This window comes from Nitrosomonas sp. HPC101 (assembly GCF_009833125.1).
GTDB lineage: Bacteria > Pseudomonadota > Gammaproteobacteria > Burkholderiales > Nitrosomonadaceae > Nitrosomonas.
This window is the reverse complement of the sequence record NZ_QRCC01000002.1, coordinates 206,848-224,235: the sequence shown is the minus strand read 5'-3', so window position 1 is coordinate 224,235 and position 17,388 is coordinate 206,848. Positions and strand designations below refer to the sequence as shown.

Sequence of the window (17,388 nt, the reverse complement as noted above, 5' to 3'; positions counted from 1 at the left end):
GAAGCCTGTTGGATTGCCCGGCGCATTGCACAAAACATGGATTTTGATTGTCAGTCTGCCTTTTGATCGCCCGGTGCATTCCGTTTTTTTGCCCCAGCGCTATGCTGATGAGCGCGGACAATTGCGGAATCAATCATAGCGTATTCGTTATCGGCATCTTCGATCATTGATCATCTCGCAGAGTGTAGCGTCTTTTCATATTTGCAACCGGTATTCCATATACTCAGGAGCCTCTTGATCAGAGGCTCCTGAGTCGATATCAATCGATACGATATTTTTATTTTCATTAAACTATAATAATTAGCCTTTAAAATAACACCCTTCGATCGACCGGTTTGCTATTCATGGGAAGAAGAGTACCTGCTTCAGTTATCAGTTATCCATCCAAAAGTTTACGTCACAACCGCAAGCGCTATCTGAAAGAGCGAGTAATAGAGCTGTTGTTGTTTCTGGCCGCTTTTCTTTCGGTTTTTATTACGTTTGCGATTATTTATCTGCTGATCTCGGAATCCCTGGTATTCTTTGAGCATGTTTCTCTGTGGGATTTCTTGACCGACACGCAATGGACACCGCTGTTTGACGATGCGCATTACGGAATCCTTCCTCTTGTTTCCGGAACAGTAGTCAGTTCGCTGGTTGCGCTTGCCATAGCACTTCCTTTTGGCACGTTCATTGCTATCTATCTTTCAGAATTTGCCCCCTTTGCCGTAAGAGAAATTGCCAAGCCATTTCTTGAATTGCTTGGCGGCATACCAACCGTCGTTTACGGATATTTCGCATTGCTGTTTGTTACTCCGCTGTTACAAACGATCTTTCCGAGTCTGCCTGGTTTCAGCCTTTTGTCCGCGGGGCTGGTGATGGGAATCATGATTATTCCCTACGTCAGTTCAATGACAGAAGATGCCATGCGTTCTGTGCCCATGCATTTACGGGAAGGTTCATACGCCATCGGTGCCACGCGCTTCCAGACGGCTGTCAAGGTGGTGATGCCTGCTTCTTTATCCGGTATCGCCGCTGCCTATATTCTTGGTATTTCCCGTGCAGTCGGCGAAACCATGGTAGTTGCGATTGCAGCAGGCATGCAGCCCAATCTGGTATGGAATCCCATGGAACCTGCTGCCACTATTACCACCTACATCGTACAGGTCAGTCTGGGTGATCTGCCACATGGCAGTACGGGGTATCAGACGATTTTTGCTGCAGGATTGACGCTGTTTTTATTGACATTGATTTTCAATATCTTGGGACATCTGCTGCGCAAACGATTCCGGGAAGTTTATTGATGTTTATGACTTCTCACGTTCTATGATTTAAGGAACTCCTGAAAAACGTTAGCGAGGCAGTCAGTTCAAGGCATAAATCGGTGAATAAGCGGAGTTTATATGCGATAAAGAGCACTTTGAGCCGATTTTTAACGCAATAAATAGCAAGCAGATCGTTTTGCAGGGGTTCCTTAATGCTGACACCGCATGCAAATTAATCTAATTCATCGATACTCATGAACAACACAGATAATATTAATGAAATTCGTACCATTATCGCCCGCCACAAACGCTGGGATCTACTGGCGCTGACAGCGGGCGTTATTGCTCTGATGATTGCTGTTCTGACATTTATTGCGCTGTTTGGGAACATGATGGTGGATGGAATGCCGCGTTTGACCTGGGAGTTTTTTACCTCTTTCCCATCCCGCAAGCCAGAATCTGCCGGAATTCTTTCTGCGTGGGTCGGCACTACACTGGTCATGCTGGTGACAGCGGCAGCGGCTGTTCCCCTTGGAGTGGCGGCCGGTATTTATCTTGAGGAATATGCCCCCAAAAACTTCATTACTGAAATCATCGAAATCAATGTCACCAATTTGGCAGGCGTACCTTCTATCATTTATGGCCTGCTGGCATTGGGGCTGTTCGTTTATCAGCTCGGGCTTGGGCAAAGTATCCTTACAGCTGGATTGACGCTTGCGCTGCTGATCCTGCCGATTGTGATTGTGGCAACTCGCGAGGCAATCCGATCTATCCCTCTTACCATACGTGAAAGCGCTTTTGCTCTGGGCGCAACCAAATGGCAAACGGTAGCGGATCATGTGCTGCCTTATTCTGCCGCGGGTATTCTGACCGGTATCATTATCGGACTGGCGCGAGCGATTGGGGAGACTGCGCCAATCATCACGATTGGCGCACTGACATTCATCGCCTTCCTACCTCCATCTCCTATTCAGGATCAATTTCCGTTCCTATCCTTTGAATGGCTGATGGAGCCTTTTACAGTCATGCCGATCCAGATGTTCAACTGGATATCGAGACCTCAGGAAGCTTTTCAGCATAACGCTGCTGCAGCCGGCCTGGTGCTTGTTATCATGACATTGCTGATGAATGGACTGGCTATCTATTTGCGCTATTATCTGCGTAAAAAAATAAAGTGGTAAACTCAAACGCATGCAAATATTTAAACCTGCCAGTACTGCCTCTCCAACTGTTCAAAAGGCAGCAGTTAATCAACTGAACTTCTATTACGGAGCATATCAGGCACTTAAAAATATCAATATGGTGGTGCATGAAAAACAGGTAACTGCCTTGATAGGACCGTCAGGTTGCGGTAAATCAACTTTCTTGCGGTGTTTTAACCGCATGCATGATCTTTATCCGCACAACCATTACGAAGGTGAGATTCTCCTTTACCCGGATAATGAAAATATTCTCTCACCCGAGATTGATCCGATTGAAGTCAGAATGCGGATCAGCATGGTGTTTCAGAAACCCAATCCCTTTCCTAAATCAATTTTTGAGAACGTGGCCTATGGCCTCAGGATAAGAGGTGTCAAACGTCGCTCGATTCTGGAAGAGAGGGTGGAAAATGCGCTACGTAATGCCGCATTGTGGGAGGAAGTCAAAGATCGGCTGGAAGATCTCGCATTCAATCTTTCAGGGGGGCAGCAACAACGGTTATGTATCGCTCGTGCACTGGCGACCGATCCGGAGATTCTTTTGTTTGATGAACCTACTTCCGCACTGGATCCAATCGCAACTGCCAGTATCGAGGAATTGATTTCGGATATCAGAAATAAAGTTACGATCCTGATTGTGACCCACAACATGCAGCAGGCAGCCAGGGTTTCAGACTACACTGCCTACATGTATATGGGAGAGTTGATCGAATTCGGAGCTACTGATAATATTTTCATCAAGCCCAAAAATAAGCAGACGGAAGATTACATAACCGGCCGGTTTGGCTAGGGAACCTCTGGAAAACGAAATAGCAATGTAGATGGTTTTTCAGAGGTTCTTAGGGTAACCCGGCTTCAGGCATTTTTCTGTAACCAGTCAGCAACTACCGGAGCAAAATATGTCAGGATCGCGTCAGCCCCGGCGCGCTTGCACGCCAGCAATGCTTCGGTAACACAGGCTTTTTCATCCAGCCATCCGTTCATGGCAGCCGCTTTCAGCATGGCATACTCACCGCTCACCTGATAAACAAAAGTGGGCACCCCCAACTCATCCTTTACTCTGCGTACGATGTCAAGATAAGGCATGCCAGGTTTGACCATGATCATGTCCGCACCTTCCTGAATATCCAGTCCTGCTTCCCAGATTGCTTCATCCGAATTGGCCGGATCCATTTGATAGGTGTATTTATTACCCGCTCCCAGCGTGGCTGCCGAACCGACTGCATCCCGGAACGGACCATAAAAACTGGAAGCATATTTGGCTGAGTAGGCCAGTATCCGTGTGTGAATGAAGCGATCACGATCCAGTATCGATCGAATGGCGGCAACCCGGCCATCCATCATGTCAGAAGGCGCTACAACATCCGCTCCGGCCTGGGCGTGCGTTAACGCCTGCCGCTCTAGCACGTTGACAGTTTCATCATTCAACACATAGCCGTTTGCGTCGATCAGGCCATCCTGACCGTGGCTGGTATAGGGATCAAGGGCCACATCGGTGATCACTCCCAGCTCGGGAAAATGTTTTTTCAGCGCCCGGATGGTACGAGGCACCAGGCCATCAGGATTGTAGGCCTCATCAGCAGTCAGGCTTTTCAGAGACACATCGATAACCGGAAAAATTGCCAGCGCAGGAATTCCCAAATGCAGGCATTTTTCTGCCTGGAACAAAAGGAGATCAATACTCTGGCGGACAATACCGGGCATGGAAGCAACCTGTTCTTCACGTTTGTTGCCATCCAGTACAAATACCGGGTAGATCAGATCATCCACCCGTAAGTGATTTTCCCGAACCAGGCGGCGGGAAAAATCATCCCGGCGGTTACGGCGCATTCTTTTTTGTGGAAACTGGCTGAAAAATGTCATGTTTATGTCTGAAAATAAAAAAATTGATGTGTTACGGAACTAAGTCCAATGAGTCCATCTCTTATGAACAGGTAATTGTAATGATTGCCTCTCGCCTTCCCTCCCTGAGGCGAGGCCTTACAAGCAAGGCGATTCTCCCCGGCTCAATCCCCTTTAGCCGGGGTTTTTTTTTGACTGTCGCTTTCGCAGTTATCCAACTGTTGTGCTTCGACATCCCCCTCATCAAACCAGTTTTGCAATAGTCGGGAGACTTCTTCTGTTCCTTCAGCGGTTGAGCTGGAAAAAATTTGTGCTGTGCAGCCGGGGTAATCGGTAGATAAAAACTGTTTGACTTCATCCAGAGTGATGAGTGCTTTGCTCCGACTTAACTTGTCAGCTTTGGTCAACAGCACATGAACCGGCTTTCCTGTTTGTGCGAACCATTCCAGCATCTGCAGATCCAGCTTTGTCAGCGGGTGGCGTATATCCATGATGAGTATCATACCGTACAGCGCCGGACGAGTTTGCAGATAGGTACTCAGCAAGTGTACCCAGTGCTGACGAATGGCCAGAGGCACTTGCGCATACCCGTATCCTGGAAGATCAACCATGAAACGCTTTTCTCCGATCTGGAAAAAATTGATGTGCTGCGTCCGGCCGGGTGTCTTACTGGTAAAAGCAAACCGTCCTCTGCCTACCAGCGTATTGATCGCGCTGGATTTTCCCGCATTTGAACGCCCGGCAAAAGCAATTTCAACACCAGTCGCCTGCGGCAAATCTTGGAGGTGGTTAACTGTTGTGTAAAATTCAGCGTGCCTGAAAAGCGGATGTACCATGGTGCATCGTCCTGATGTTTATTTTTTGTTGTAACCGGGGTGATCTGATTTGGCAATAATAACCAGCCCTTCCAGCACCAGGTTATCGATAATTTGATGAGGGGCATGAATATGCTGATCCAGCAGTGCTGCACCACCACCGGTTACGATGATTTCCACAGGGGCTTGTTTTTCCGAATAGCGCGCAAGTAGGCAGCCCATCCGCTCCAGAGCGCCGGTCAGCGCCTGGATCATTCCGCTGTACAACGCATTTTCAGTATTGGTCGGAAAATCCTGAAAACGGCCGGAAACGGAAGTCGTTAGTGCCCCGACACGGCCGGCCAGTGCTTTCTTCATGAGATCCGGACCGGGTACAATAATGCCCCCCAGAAATTCACCTGTGGAGGACAGTGCATCGACTGTCATGGCAGTGCCTGCATCCACAACCAGGCACATCCGTTGCATCCTGTGCCAGGCGGCAATCAATGCCATCCAGCGATCGCTGCCTAACTGCTCCGGTTTGGCATAACGACTGGTTATACCACATTGACTGGCACTTGCCATGATCCACTGTGGTTGTATGCGCCACGGCTTTAATAATGCTGTCAAATCGCTTGCGGCTCGTGATCCTGCCACATTGGAAATCAATACCGATGCAGGTACCGGCAATGTCTCCCAGGCTTGTTGCAGCATCATGCGTTCACCTTGTAATATGTTGCCACATGCCAGCCACTGCGTGCCGTCGTGTAGCCCCCACTTAATGGCGGTATTACCGGAATCAATTGCCAGCAGAAAAAAGGATGCATTCAATCAGAAGACCTCCGCTGTCAGAATGGGGGCAGTCCGCGCAGGGATACTTCTCCACTTCTTAATTGCACGATACCCGCCGGGGTATTGACTTGCAAGGCACCATCGGGTGCGATGCCGATTGCAATTCCGTTCTGAACGCTTCCATCCGGAAAACTGATCTGCACCGCCTGATCCTGATAAGCATGGTAGCGTTCCCATTCCGTTACGAAAGGTTCAAAGCCATGTTGTTCAAATGTATCGAGCATTTCAGCCAGCTCTTTCAGTACAACAGCCAGCAGCTGATTTCTATCCGGCACGTGCCCTGCAGCGCTGGCGATATCGGTTACATTTTGATTAATCCGGGTTTTCGTGGCGTTACAGAGTTTCAGATTCAGGCCGATACCGATAATCACGGTGCCCGGGCTCAATATATCGCCATGCAGCTCGATCAGTACACCTGCCAGCTTGTTATGGCCGGATAGCACGTCATTCGGCCACTTCAGGGCAATATCACGAATACCGAATGATGTCAGTGCACGGACAATTGCTACGCCTGTTGCCAGGCTCAAACCGGAAAGCGCATTGACAGCACATTGTGACGGCCACAGAACTGAAAAAGTCAGACTATCTCCTAATCCTGACGACCATGAACGTCCACGACGCCCACGTCCTTGTGTCTGCAATTCTGCAGCCAGAACTTGCTTGATTTTGTGAGCGGACGTTTGATCGATTGCGCGCTGTAACAGCAATGAATTGGTCGATTCGACTATGTCGGCAATCTCTATTTGCATAGAATTTGCGCTTTCAGCCAGGTGAAAGCGTATTTGCCTGCTATCCAGCCATTGCACCGGATTCAGCCACTGGTACCCACGCCCGGGGATTTTGTGGATTGTCAGGCCATAATTTTCCAGATCCTGGAGTGCGTTGGAAATACTCGCACGCGAAACATTCAGTGCCTGCCCCAATGCTGTACCGGAATGGAAATTACCATCACTCAATCTTCTCAGAATGGTAAATGTCAGTGGCTTCATGGCAGATTCTGAACTGCTTTCGCGAATATTTTCGATTGATCCCATGCGGGTAATCTTGCTGCAAGAATAACTGTCATCTGCATGCCATAACAAAAAAGCGGATTACTCCGCTCCTTGTCCAAAGGGTGTCCCTGATTCCATTTCCGAATCAAAAATGACACGAAAGTGAGCCGCAGACAGTATAAATAATACGGCAAGGCAAGCCGACAAAGTCAGTCTTGATTTAGAAATGGAATCAGAGACACCCGTGTACTTTGGTAATGTTTATTCAGTCTAATGCTCGAATGCGCGCAAATGCTCAATCGCTTCTTCTACATGCCTGGTAGCGACATCAACATGACCTTCTTCACCATGCTTGATGCCATCTTCCAGATGTTTGATTCCATGAACGATATGCTCTGTACTGCCTCCCTCGGCTGCATTGGCAGCTTGTTTGGCATGTTCCAGGCTTTCCCTGGCATGTTCAAGCAATTCCTTGACATGACCTTCCTTGCCCTGGACCACAGCTTCATCTGCGTGCTTCAGTGCTTCATCAACATGAACAGTACGTGAATCTGCATATACCTGCATGCTCATGAACAGCATCGTGGCAAAAACTGCGATTAGACTTGTCAGAGTTCTTTTCATAATGGCTTCTCCTCTTATACTGGTTTGCTCAAGATGTATGAATTTCCTGTAACAGCGTTGAGAATCAGCGGGGAATAAACCAGGCAGTGCTACAGATCGAACCCCGTCACACCCGATGCAAGATTCATACAATTATTTTTATACCACAGACCATTCATTGTTGACAGATAGCATTCCATTCTGGCAGTCAAATCCCGCGCAATAATTCATTGATCCCGGTTTTGGAGCGTGTCTTGGCATCCACCTGTTTCACAATCACAGCACAGTACAGGCTGTAGCGGCCGTTATCGGCCGGCAGGCTTCCGGAAACCACCACGGATCCCGGAGGGATTCGGCCATAAGTGATTTCTTCGGTTTCACGATTGTAAATCCTGGTGCTCTGACCAATGTATACACCCATTGAAATGACTGAATTTTCTCCAACGATGACGCCCTCGACAATTTCAGAACGAGCGCCGATAAAGCAGTTATCCTCGATAATGGTGGGGCTGGCCTGTACCGGTTCCAAGACCCCCCCGATACCAACGCCACCGGACAGGTGAACATTTTTACCAACTTGTGCGCAGGAACCCACTGTTGCCCAGGTATCTACCATGGTGCCTTCATCAACATATGCACCGATATTGACATAGGATGGCATCAGTACTACGTTGCTCGCGATAAACGCTCCCTTGCGAACAGCAGCTGGCGGAACCACGCGAAATCCGCCATCGCGAAAGTCGCGCGAGCTGTAATCAGAAAATTTGGATGGAATCTTGTCAAAATAGTTGGAAAACCCACCCTTGATAAAGTAATTATCTTCCATGCGGAAAGACAGCAGAACGGCCTTTTTTACCCATTGACGGGTTATCCATTCACCATTCACTTTTTCGGCCACCCGCAGCTTGCCGGTATCCAGCATATTGATAACCTGGGCGACCGATTCCTTGAGATTGGCCTCAACATTGCGAGGGGTGATTTCGGCGCGTCTTTCGAAAGCATGCTCGATGACAGCTTGTAATTGTTCCATGTGACTCCTAGCTAAATAAAAAATAATCAGATCAGAATTTTCCGGCAATGTCCCTGATTCGTTCCATGGCTTCCATGCATTCTGCCACCGGCGCAACCAGTGCGATCCGCACGAAATTCTCACCAGGATCAATCCCGTGCGCCTCTCGCGCCAGATAACTGCCAGGCAGCACGGTAACACTCCCTTCCTGATACAAACGTCTGGAAAATTCGATGCCGCCCACAGGCGCTCTCAGCCATAAATAAAACCCGGCATCCGGCATGCTGACGGGCAGCGTGTCTCCCAGTATACGCATGGCACCCGCAAATTTTTCACGGTACAGTTTCCGGTTTTCAACTACGTGTTGTTCGTCGTTCCACGCAGCGGTACTGGCAGCCTGCACCGCCGGATTCATGGCACTGCCATGATAGGTGCGGTAAAGCAGAAATTTTTTGAGAATGCTTGCATCTCCGGCTACGAAACCGGAACGCATGCCTGGTACGTTGGACCGCTTGGATAGACTGCTGAATATAACCAGACGGGGAAATCCATGGCGTCCAAGTTTTTCAGCTGCCTCCAGCGCACCCAGAGGAGGGTGGTTTTCATCGAAGTAAATTTCTGAATAGCATTCATCGGCTGCAATCACAAATCCATAGCGATCAGACAAATCAAACAGATGCCGCCATTCATCCAGCGTTAATACCTTGCCGGTCGGATTGTTGGGTGAGCAGAGGTAAATCAGCTGGGTACGTTTCCATACTGAATCAGGTAATTGAGTGGTATCTAACGAGAAAGCATTTTCTGCAAGCTGATTCAGGAAATGAGGCTTCGCACCAGCCAGCAATGCAGCTCCCTCGTAGATCTGATAAAAAGGATTCTGGCAAACTACCACAGGTTGAGCAGCCTGCCGCGCTTCGGTATCAATAACTGCCTGGGAAAACGCAAACAGCGCCTCCCGGCTGCCATTCACCGGAATCACTTCAGTATCCGGATGAATAGCGGTCAGGTGATAGCGCTGTATCAGCCAGTTTGCGATACTGGTTCGCAGCCGATCGGTTCCGAGCACAGTGGGATAATGTGCCAGCCCTTCAAGATTGTTTACCAGTTCCTGCCTGATAAATGCGGGTGTGCTATGCCTTGGCTCACCAATATGTAAACCAATCGGAGTCAGTGAGAGATCACATGGCACGAGATCTTCGAAGAGTCTGGCAAGTTTTTGAAACGGGTATAGCTGAAGATTTTCCAGTGAGGGGTTCATACTTTTCAGGATTGTCCACGTATGCGGTGCTTGTGGATCAGATATCAGGGAGAGGCAGTAAAATGTCAGGCCTCAATTATAAAGGGCCCCGGTAACGTTGACCAAACAAAAAATCACTGTCGGTAACCGGTTTGCAATTGGGTGGAGTGGTTTGATATCTCTGTCGTCTGCTGAAACCGGCTGGTATTCTGCTCCTGTTCTACCTGACGCCGCTGTGGATTACCTGTTTAATGAAAAACAAATGGTGTAATGTGCGATGCGTCACCATTATGGGGTTATTTATCGCATCAAGCATCACCTTTTGCCCTCCAGTTTAGCCTTGGCTTCATCGGCTTCTGTACTGATCCGCTCAATCTCTTCCCGGAATTTTGTCTGCTGATCATTCGCCGTTTTGGCGATCAGTGCATTGTCTGTATTTGCTTCGTCAACCAGGCAGGAATTGTATTGCTGGGTGCGTTTCTGCCATTCATTGATTGCTTCGGTGCTGCGGTTATAGTCTTCCACGCTGGCAACACCAACCACCGGTGCGACAGGCTGCTCACCGCATCCTGCTGGTGACCAGATACCATTGACAAGCGTACCTGCGTTACTTGAAGCATGGAACAGTATCAGCATAGTAAGGAAAAAGGTGGATTGTTTCATTGCCTGGCTCCTGTGAAATAAATTAACGATACAAAAATTCCCTGGGGGACTTCTGAAGAAAACGTGAACGAGGTAGTCAGTTCAGGGCAAAATCCGTTTGATCAATTGCAGATCATTCAAAATAATCTATTTTCAAGAAGATTTTTGCGCCCACAGTACCGAAAATGGTGTAATCCTCCGTGAGAAAGCACGAAATCCTTTGTGTCCCGGAGAAAATATTCTGCTACGAGGGGATGAATTTCTGCGATGGATAGAAGTGCCATTTATTGACGACGCACATGGCTGGCACCAGAAACAGCGTCACTGATCAGCATAGTTTGCAGTTGCTCCAAAGTTTACTGGTCTTTCTGTGGAGGAAACGCAGCATGACGCGGATTTCAGTTTGCCAAGCTACATCAAAATGGTGACATTGTACACGCCAGCATAGGTCGCCAGCATGTGCTTCAGGTGCTCACTGGCAGCATTCTGCAGCGTGGTATCCGATCTGCGTTCACTATTCATTCGATTGTCTTGGTTGTCTTGGTCGGATCATCGGTGGTCTGTACGGGAGATGCGATAGACCCCTGCATGAGGTAACAGCGATGAAAACGACATCCCGTCACACAAATACATTTCCATCATGCAGGTGCACGATTTCCGTGGTTGAACGCTGTTCATTTGGCTGGACTAATTGAACGCAGCGTCTTAAACTTCCTGTGAAGTCTGCAATTCTGTATCAACCACATTAAAAGGAAGCGGCAATGTCACTGATTAATACCGTTATCAAACCATTCAAGGCAACTGCATATCACAATGGCGATTTTATCGAAGTATCTGACAAAACATTAAAGGGCAAGTGGTCGGTTATTGTTTTCTATCCAGCTGACTTTACTTTTGTATGCCCGACCGAGCTGGAAGATCTGGCGGACAACTATACTGAATTCCAGAAAGCCGGGGTTGAAGTTTACGCTGTTTCTACGGATACGCATTTCACACACAAAGCATGGCATGACAGCTCCAGTGTCGTTCGTAAAGTTCAATACCCGATGGTGGGTGATCCAACCCGGGAGCTGGCACGTAACTTTGATGTACTTATTGAGGAAGAAGGGCTGGCTTTGCGCGGAAGTTTTGTTATTAACCCTGAAGGCCAGATCAAGGCATTTGAAGTTCAGGACAATAGTATTGGCCGTAATGCGGCTGAACTGCTGCGTAAAGCCAAGGCTGCACAATATGTATCTACGCACTCAGGTGAAGTTTGCCCTGCCAAATGGACAGAAGGTGCTTCTACATTGAAGCCATCAATAGATCTGGTTGGCAAAATCTAATCCTTCATTGTTATGTTGCTATCCGCTGGTAAAAATACCTCCTGCGGGAGGTATCCCGGCGCATCGATAATCAGCACTTTCATCGTAATTGGCAGCTGCCGATTTTGTTTTTTCTACCGTCTGCTGTGCATCGAAAACTGAATAAACCGGTAAATATTATACTGCCTCTGGTTTTGGCCTTAGGTGTTACTGCCTGCATCAACCAAAGCAAGTTTTTTGATACGCTTGATCACAAAAAGGATTGGGATACCATTCAATCCAGTTTGCCCGCTTATCCGCAACCAGAAAATTTGCTGGAATTCGATGCCGGTCCTACTGCAAGATTACGTTATTTCATCGATGCTGAATCAATCAGTGTCGATGAGAAACGTGTAATCCGCTACAGTATGGTGGCCCAATCCGAACAAGGCGCAAGCAATGTCTCGTACGAAGGGATACGCTGCAAAACACGTGAGCGAAAACGCTATGCAACCGGTAACAACGAAACCCACAGCTGGGTGCGCGCTGGTGTCTCTGAATGGCAGCCGCTTGAAAGGGTTACGCAATTACAGGCACAGCGGGAATTGGCAAAATTTTATTTCTGTCCGCGTGGGTTGGTCGTAGGTTCTCCCGCAGAAGCCGTACGTGCATTAAAAGCTGGTATACACCCCATGGTGAATCGTTAAGTTATTTATCGCTTGATTGCCTGATCTGGTTATCGCTATCAGATTTCTCCCCTGATATTGTCTGTAAAATGGACAGCAATTCCATTGGTAGCGGAAAAACAATCGTGGAGCTTTTTTCTCCTGCTATTTCTGTCAGCGTTTGCAGATAACGCAATTGCAGGGCTTGAGGCTGATGCGCCAGAATTTGTGAGGCTTCGAGCAGATGGTGCGATGCCTGCAGTTCTCCTTCTGCATGGATAATCTTGGCGCGGCGCTCACGTTCTGCTTCGGCTTGTCTGGCAATGGCCCGGATCATGGATTCGTTAAGATCGACGTGCTTGATCTCAACATTGGATACCTTGATGCCCCACGTTTCAGTCTGTTCGTCCAGAATCAATTGAATGTCTGTATTGAGCTTTTCCCGGCTGGCCAGCAGATCATCCAGTTCATGCTGGCCCAGTACGGAGCGCAACGTTGTTTGTGCCAACTGGCTGGTGGCCATGTTGTAGTCTTCAACCTGAATAATGGCTTTTTGCGGATCAACCACGCGAAAGTACAGTACTGCACTGACTTTTACTGAAACGTTGTCGCGTGAGATGACATCCTGGCTGGGGACATCCATTACAATCGTGCGCAGATCTACCCGCACCATGGTTTGTACAGCAGGAATCACAATAATCAGGCCCGGTCCCTTGACCCGCCAGAAACGTCCCAGCATGAATACAACACCGCGCTCGTATTCTTTCAATACTTTGAGTGCGCTGGCCAGAAATAAAATGGAAAATATCAGGACTGGCGTAATAACAGATACGATATCCGTATGCATATTAATTCTCCGGTGTGTTTTGGTTGTAATTCCATTTCTAAATCGAGACTGACTTTGTCGGTCTCACCTTGCCGTATTATTTATACTGTCTGCGGCTCACCTTCGTGTCATTTTTGATTTGTAAATGGAATAAGATCAGCCTGACAAGCTTCCACCTCAAGCGTCAATCCGTGTATGGCTGTTACGCGGACCTGCTGTCCGGGTTGCAGTGGGGTGCTGGATCGGGCGCGCCATAATTCACCATGAATCCGGACCCAGCCTTCCTGATTGAAGCCTTCCAGTACTTTACCCGTGCTGTGAATAAGTTCTTCGCGGCCTGTAACGATCGGCCTTTTTCTGGATTTGAGCGCCATACCGAGTACTACCATGCAGAATGCGGCCGATATCAGTGCCAACATGATAATTAATGGTATCGAAATACCGTACCCCGGTATTTCCGTATCAATCAGCATAATCGATCCGATGACAAAAGCCACCACACCGCCAATACCCAGCACTCCCACGCCTGGTATCAGTGCTTCTGCCAGCATAAAGGCGATGCCAAGCAGAATCAGCGCCAGTCCGGCGTAGTTGATCGGCAGCACCTGAAAGGCAAACAGAGCCAGCAGCAGGCTGATGGCTCCGATTACCCCCGGCACGATTGTTCCGGGATTTGCAAATTCGAGAATCAAACCATAAAAACCAACCAGCATCAGGATATAAGCGATATTGGGATCGGTAATCACTGCCAGCAGGCGGGTGCGCCAGTCCTGCTCAATATGTTCCAGTGTCAGCGATCGGGTGGACAGCTTGACTTTTTGTCCGGCCAGATCAACCACGCGCCCGTCTATCCTGATCAGCAAATCACTCAGATCGTCTGCTATCAGATCAATTACATTTTTATCCAGTGCTTCTGCAGATGTCAGACTGACTCCTTCTCGTACCGCCTGTTCTGCCCAGTCCGCATTGCGCCCGCGCATCCGGGCCAATCCACGAATATAAGCAGCCGCATCATTAATGGCTTTCGTCGTCATGGCATCTTGTGTATCAGTCTGGCTGATGCCTTCATTCCCTGGTTTATGGCCTGGTATTCTGGGTTCCTGCGACAGGACACTCATCTTTACGGGTGTGGCGGCTCCCAGGTTGGTTGCAGGTGCCATTGCTGCGATATGGCTGGCATAAAGAATATAGGTGCCGGCACTGGCGGCGCGTGCGCCACCAGGCGCTACAAAGCTGACTACCGGTACCGGGGAGGCAATGATTTCCTGAATGATTTTACGCATTGATACATCCAATCCCCCTGGGGTATCAATTTGAAGGATAACGATTCGTGCCCGGCGTTCAGCTGCCCGGGATAGTCCGCGATGAATGTAATCGTACATGGCTGGGCTGATGGCCCCATTAACATCCAGCCAGACAGCAATGTTGCCAGCCGTTCCATGCGTAGTATTGGGAGACTGTGCAGACAGCACGCCGGCCCATAGAAAAATAGCCAGCAGCAAGCCGTATTGTGCCCGGTAAAATCCTGCGGATTTACTGGCACGCGTATGCATGTTCTTATTCCGGCAGCCAGTGTTGCCGAACGAAATCGCGGTTCAGGGCAAGCCATTGCAGCGCGATGATAGCGCTGGCAGAATTGATCCGGCCGGTATTCAACAGCTTCAATGCATCATTTAGAGGCATAACATGCACTTTGATGTCCTCATCTTCCTCATCATTGCCATGAATACTGCCCATATCGATTGTTTTGATATCAACCTGGCCGCAGAATAAGGTGATTTGCTCGGTGGTGCCACCAGGACTGACCAGGTAATCATACAGCGGGATCAGGTTGTTGATCTGGCAGCCTGCTTCCTCTAGGGATTCTCTTGCAGCGACTTGTTCAGGTGTTTCATTGACTTCGATCACGCCTGCCACAATCTCCAGCAGCCAGGGGCCACGGGCTGCAGACATCGCGCCAGCGCGAAACTGTTCGATCAGCACGATTTCATCCGTTTGCGGATCATAGGGCAATACTGCCGCTGCATGACCCCGTTCAAACAATTCGCGTGTAATTGGACGCCCCCATTCTCCATTGAATTTGCGGTGGCGCAAGCGGTATCGTTCCATGCGGAAAAACCCCTGAAAACAGATGGTTTTTTCCTGTATTTCAAACTCCATTGTTTTTTGGATATTCGGCATGTTCTGAATTGTCCGCAGATGTGTGATTCGGGTCTGGCGAGTATCAGTATCGGACATGCGATATAGTTTATGTACGCATGTCCGATATCGTCATGAATGTTTCAGATCAGATGTTTGTTGAATGCCGGAGAGTAACCAGGCTGAGTCGGATGCGGCCAGATCTTTTTCAACGTGCCAGATTTCATCAAACGGTTCCGGATGTGCATCGGCGGTTTCTCGCAACTCACCTGTAAACCGGACGCTGGCAATGGCATGCTCACCCTGAGTGGTTATATCCAGCAAAGCTGCATCGATATAGGTTACATCGGTCTGCTGCGTACTATTCCCGCGTTCAGCAATTTGTTTGCTGATTTCTGCAAACAGTTCAGGCGTTGTAAATGCACGGATTTCTTCCAGATCCCCGGAATCATGGGCCAACTGCAGCGTAATGAACGAGCCTTTGGCGTGTTTGAGAAAGGAATCCACATCGAAACCGGCTGGAATGTCAGGAGCATCGGCATTCACTTGACCGCCATACCCGGGAGCAGTTCCTCCAGGAGCGGTTGCAGTCTGGCGGGGAAATGGCATGCCTCCCATATTTCGGCTGGCGCCTGCACTGGAATACTGCATGGGTTGCGCTCCTGAAGATCTGCGCATCATACGCATGACGAAGAATATGGCAGCTGCTATGCCCACCAGCACCAGAATATCCATCATATTGATTCCGTCAAAGGCTCCGCCCATAAGCAATGATGCCAGCAATCCACCGGCGGCCAATCCGGCCAGTGGTCCCAGCCATTTACTCGCTCCCGATGCGGCAGGAGCAGCAGGTGATGCATTCTGTCCCGATTGCTGAGTTTTATTGGGCGCAGTTTGTTGCTGTTGTCGGTTAAGATTGAGTGACTGACGTTGTTTCCCGAGACTGCTGCCTCCTCCCATACGCCGGGCTTCGACATCCAGCGCTGTCAGGCTAAAGGCAAACAAGGCCAGGGCCATAAGTGTTAATATCCGCATTATGCTTATCTCCATGAATCAAAAATGTAATTTGAGGGTTGAGTATAGCACCATCCCTTATCGCACTGGACTACCGGTCGGGCGGAAAAGTTCATGATTGCAAGCATGACAGGCTATGCAGCAGTTTCTGAAGAAGTTCCGCAAGGATCACTCGCTTTGGAGCTGCGTTCAGTCAATAATCGCTATCTTGATCTGCAATTCAAACTCCCTGATGAGCTTCGTGCACTGGAACCGGAAATGCGTGATTTCCTGGGAGCTGGAATAACACGTGGAAAGGTGGATTGTCGCCTGACTTTCTCAGCCTATTCAGGCAGTTTTCGCCAACAACGGCTTAATTATGACCTGTTGAATGATTTGCGGGGAATGAGTCGTGACGTCAAATCTGTTTTCCCTGACGCAGATGATCTGTCAGTTGCTGAAATCCTGCGTTGGCCTGGGATACTTGATAGCGACCGGATTTCAATCGATGAATTACATGCTCCCTGCATGGCACTGCTGCAGACTGCCTTACAGGCGCTGGTTTCTGCCCGAAAACGTGAAGGAGAAAAACTGCAGAATTTGCTGCTGGAGCGCGTGCAACGATTACGCCAGCTGGTACAGGATTTGTTACCTGATCTTCCTGCTATTCTGGCTGGTTTTCGGGAGAGATTGCTGAGTTGTTTGAAGGCGGCCGGTCTCGATGAAAAGGACGAACGCATTCGTCAGGAATTCACTCTGTTTGCCAACAGGATCGATGTGGATGAAGAGTTATCCCGTTTGCAGGGGCATTTGAATGAATTCGAGCATATCGTGCTGACAGGGGGAGTGGTTGGCAAACGACTCGATTTTCTGACCCAGGAGCTTAACCGGGAAGCAAATACGCTGGCATCCAAATCGGTCGTCAGAGAAATCACACGGATATCGGTGGAAATGAAAGTTCTGATCGAGCAGTTGCGAGAGCAGATTCAGAATGTGGAGTGATTCAAGTGAAAGCCCTGAATAAATGGTGCAGAACGGTGATCAGGGTGGAAATCAAAGGCAGTTTGT

At 48.9% G+C, this 17,388-nt stretch carries 18 protein-coding genes and 1 pseudogene; 6 read left to right on the top strand and 13 right to left on the bottom strand.

Annotated features, from left to right (window positions below):
• Positions 1-170, bottom strand: a pseudogene (locus ABO04_RS11985) (IS5/IS1182 family transposase); the annotation flags it as partial.
• Positions 171-344: 174 nt separating this feature from the next.
• Between ABO04_RS11985 and pstC the strand changes: the two are divergent.
• The 3 genes from pstC (at position 345) to pstB (ending at position 3,233) form a co-directional block, all read left to right on the top strand.
• Positions 345-1,283 carry a phosphate ABC transporter permease subunit PstC gene (pstC, locus tag ABO04_RS02900; RefSeq protein WP_160809114.1) on the top strand — a complete coding sequence of 313 codons (939 nt, stop codon included), beginning with the start codon at positions 345-347 and terminating at the stop codon, positions 1,281-1,283.
• A 215-nt stretch (positions 1,284-1,498) separates the two neighbouring features.
• Positions 1,499-2,425, top strand: coding sequence for a phosphate ABC transporter permease PstA (gene pstA, locus ABO04_RS02895; protein WP_160809113.1), 927 nt, complete (start codon positions 1,499-1,501; stop codon positions 2,423-2,425).
• 10 nt (positions 2,426-2,435) lie between these two features.
• Positions 2,436-3,233, top strand: a complete 798-nt coding sequence (gene pstB / locus ABO04_RS02890; protein WP_160809112.1) for a phosphate ABC transporter ATP-binding protein PstB — start codon at positions 2,436-2,438, stop codon at positions 3,231-3,233.
• Positions 3,234-3,298: 65 nt separating this feature from the next.
• On the opposite strand, the gene hemB is transcribed toward pstB, so the two are convergent.
• The 8 genes from hemB to ABO04_RS02850 form a co-directional block, all read right to left on the bottom strand.
• The gene (hemB, locus tag ABO04_RS02885) at positions 3,299-4,306 is read right to left on the bottom strand and encodes a porphobilinogen synthase (protein WP_160809111.1); all 1,008 of its coding nucleotides are present in this window, start codon (positions 4,304-4,306) and stop codon (positions 3,299-3,301) included.
• A gap of 143 nt (positions 4,307-4,449) precedes the next feature.
• Entirely contained in the window at positions 4,450-5,121 is a 672-nt protein-coding gene (yihA, locus tag ABO04_RS02880; RefSeq protein ID WP_160809110.1) for a ribosome biogenesis GTP-binding protein YihA/YsxC, read from the bottom strand.
• Between the two features lie 18 nt (positions 5,122-5,139).
• A complete protein-coding gene (locus tag ABO04_RS02875; protein WP_160809109.1) occupies positions 5,140-5,910 on the bottom strand; it encodes a type III pantothenate kinase in 771 nt (256 codons plus the stop codon).
• A 17-nt stretch (positions 5,911-5,927) separates the two neighbouring features.
• Complete coding sequence (locus ABO04_RS02870; RefSeq protein ID WP_240141387.1) at positions 5,928-6,965, bottom strand: biotin--[acetyl-CoA-carboxylase] ligase; 1,038 nt, start codon at positions 6,963-6,965, stop codon at positions 5,928-5,930.
• Positions 6,966-7,193: 228 nt separating this feature from the next.
• Positions 7,194-7,547, bottom strand: coding sequence for a small metal-binding protein SmbP (gene smbP / locus ABO04_RS02865; protein WP_160809108.1), 354 nt, complete (start codon positions 7,545-7,547; stop codon positions 7,194-7,196).
• A 187-nt stretch (positions 7,548-7,734) separates the two neighbouring features.
• Positions 7,735-8,556 (bottom strand): 2,3,4,5-tetrahydropyridine-2,6-dicarboxylate N-succinyltransferase, encoded by an 822-nt coding sequence (gene dapD, locus ABO04_RS02860; RefSeq protein WP_160809107.1) that lies wholly within the window; start codon positions 8,554-8,556, stop codon positions 7,735-7,737.
• A gap of 31 nt (positions 8,557-8,587) precedes the next feature.
• Positions 8,588-9,793, bottom strand: coding sequence for a succinyldiaminopimelate transaminase (gene dapC, locus ABO04_RS02855; protein ID WP_160809106.1), 1,206 nt, complete (start codon positions 9,791-9,793; stop codon positions 8,588-8,590).
• A 294-nt stretch (positions 9,794-10,087) separates the two neighbouring features.
• The gene (locus ABO04_RS02850) at positions 10,088-10,435 is read right to left on the bottom strand and encodes a hypothetical protein (protein WP_160809105.1); all 348 of its coding nucleotides are present in this window, start codon (positions 10,433-10,435) and stop codon (positions 10,088-10,090) included.
• 740 nt (positions 10,436-11,175) lie between these two features.
• On the opposite strand from ABO04_RS02850, the gene ahpC reads away from it, so the two are divergent.
• Together ahpC and ABO04_RS02840 are read left to right on the top strand one after the other, a co-directional pair.
• Positions 11,176-11,739, top strand: a complete 564-nt coding sequence (gene ahpC, locus ABO04_RS02845) for an alkyl hydroperoxide reductase subunit C (protein WP_160809104.1) — start codon at positions 11,176-11,178, stop codon at positions 11,737-11,739.
• Positions 11,740-11,843: 104 nt separating this feature from the next.
• Complete coding sequence (locus ABO04_RS02840) at positions 11,844-12,404, top strand: CNP1-like family protein (RefSeq protein WP_240141386.1); 561 nt, start codon at positions 11,844-11,846, stop codon at positions 12,402-12,404.
• 1 nt (position 12,405) lies between these two features.
• On the opposite strand, the gene ABO04_RS02835 is transcribed toward ABO04_RS02840, so the two are convergent.
• The 4 genes from ABO04_RS02835 to ABO04_RS02820 all read right to left on the bottom strand — a co-directional run bounded on the left by ABO04_RS02835 (position 12,406) and on the right by ABO04_RS02820 (position 16,362).
• Positions 12,406-13,209 carry a slipin family protein gene (locus ABO04_RS02835; RefSeq protein WP_160809103.1) on the bottom strand — a complete coding sequence of 268 codons (804 nt, stop codon included), beginning with the start codon at positions 13,207-13,209 and terminating at the stop codon, positions 12,406-12,408.
• Positions 13,210-13,316: 107 nt separating this feature from the next.
• Entirely contained in the window at positions 13,317-14,741 is a 1,425-nt protein-coding gene (locus ABO04_RS02830; RefSeq protein ID WP_160809102.1) for a nodulation protein NfeD, read from the bottom strand.
• A 4-nt stretch (positions 14,742-14,745) separates the two neighbouring features.
• Positions 14,746-15,426 carry an NUDIX domain-containing protein gene (locus ABO04_RS02825; RefSeq protein ID WP_240141385.1) on the bottom strand — a complete coding sequence of 227 codons (681 nt, stop codon included), beginning with the start codon at positions 15,424-15,426 and terminating at the stop codon, positions 14,746-14,748.
• A 33-nt stretch (positions 15,427-15,459) separates the two neighbouring features.
• Complete coding sequence (locus ABO04_RS02820; protein ID WP_160809101.1) at positions 15,460-16,362, bottom strand: TIM44-like domain-containing protein; 903 nt, start codon at positions 16,360-16,362, stop codon at positions 15,460-15,462.
• A gap of 93 nt (positions 16,363-16,455) precedes the next feature.
• Here ABO04_RS02820 and ABO04_RS02815 point away from each other — a divergent pair, with 93 nt between their 5' ends.
• Complete coding sequence (locus ABO04_RS02815; RefSeq protein WP_160809100.1) at positions 16,456-17,322, top strand: YicC/YloC family endoribonuclease; 867 nt, start codon at positions 16,456-16,458, stop codon at positions 17,320-17,322.
• The last annotated feature ends 66 nt before the right edge of the window (positions 17,323-17,388 follow it).

Excerpts from the sequence above, each read along its gene's own strand:
- pstC (WP_160809114.1), top strand. The coding sequence starts at position 345 with ATGGGAAGAAGAGTACCTGCTTCAGTTATCAGTTATCCATCCAAAAGT.
- yihA (WP_160809110.1), bottom strand. The coding sequence starts at position 5,121 with ATGGTACATCCGCTTTTCAGGCACGCTGAATTTTACACAACAGTTAAC.
- hemB (WP_160809111.1), bottom strand. The coding sequence starts at position 4,306 with ATGACATTTTTCAGCCAGTTTCCACAAAAAAGAATGCGCCGTAACCGC.
- ABO04_RS02835 (WP_160809103.1), bottom strand. The coding sequence starts at position 13,209 with ATGCATACGGATATCGTATCTGTTATTACGCCAGTCCTGATATTTTCC.
- dapD (WP_160809107.1), bottom strand. The coding sequence starts at position 8,556 with ATGGAACAATTACAAGCTGTCATCGAGCATGCTTTCGAAAGACGCGCC.
- pstA (WP_160809113.1), top strand. The coding sequence starts at position 1,499 with ATGAACAACACAGATAATATTAATGAAATTCGTACCATTATCGCCCGC.
- smbP (WP_160809108.1), bottom strand. The coding sequence starts at position 7,547 with ATGAAAAGAACTCTGACAAGTCTAATCGCAGTTTTTGCCACGATGCTG.
- ABO04_RS02830 (WP_160809102.1), bottom strand. The coding sequence starts at position 14,741 with ATGCATACGCGTGCCAGTAAATCCGCAGGATTTTACCGGGCACAATAC.
- dapC (WP_160809106.1), bottom strand. The coding sequence starts at position 9,793 with ATGAACCCCTCACTGGAAAATCTTCAGCTATACCCGTTTCAAAAACTT.
- ABO04_RS02870 (WP_240141387.1), bottom strand. The coding sequence starts at position 6,965 with ATGGGATCAATCGAAAATATTCGCGAAAGCAGTTCAGAATCTGCCATG.
- ahpC (WP_160809104.1), top strand. The coding sequence starts at position 11,176 with ATGTCACTGATTAATACCGTTATCAAACCATTCAAGGCAACTGCATAT.
- ABO04_RS02850 (WP_160809105.1), bottom strand. The coding sequence starts at position 10,435 with ATGAAACAATCCACCTTTTTCCTTACTATGCTGATACTGTTCCATGCT.
- ABO04_RS02820 (WP_160809101.1), bottom strand. The coding sequence starts at position 16,362 with ATGCGGATATTAACACTTATGGCCCTGGCCTTGTTTGCCTTTAGCCTG.
- ABO04_RS02815 (WP_160809100.1), top strand. The coding sequence starts at position 16,456 with ATGATTGCAAGCATGACAGGCTATGCAGCAGTTTCTGAAGAAGTTCCG.
- pstB (WP_160809112.1), top strand. The coding sequence starts at position 2,436 with ATGCAAATATTTAAACCTGCCAGTACTGCCTCTCCAACTGTTCAAAAG.
- ABO04_RS02825 (WP_240141385.1), bottom strand. The coding sequence starts at position 15,426 with ATGTCCGATACTGATACTCGCCAGACCCGAATCACACATCTGCGGACA.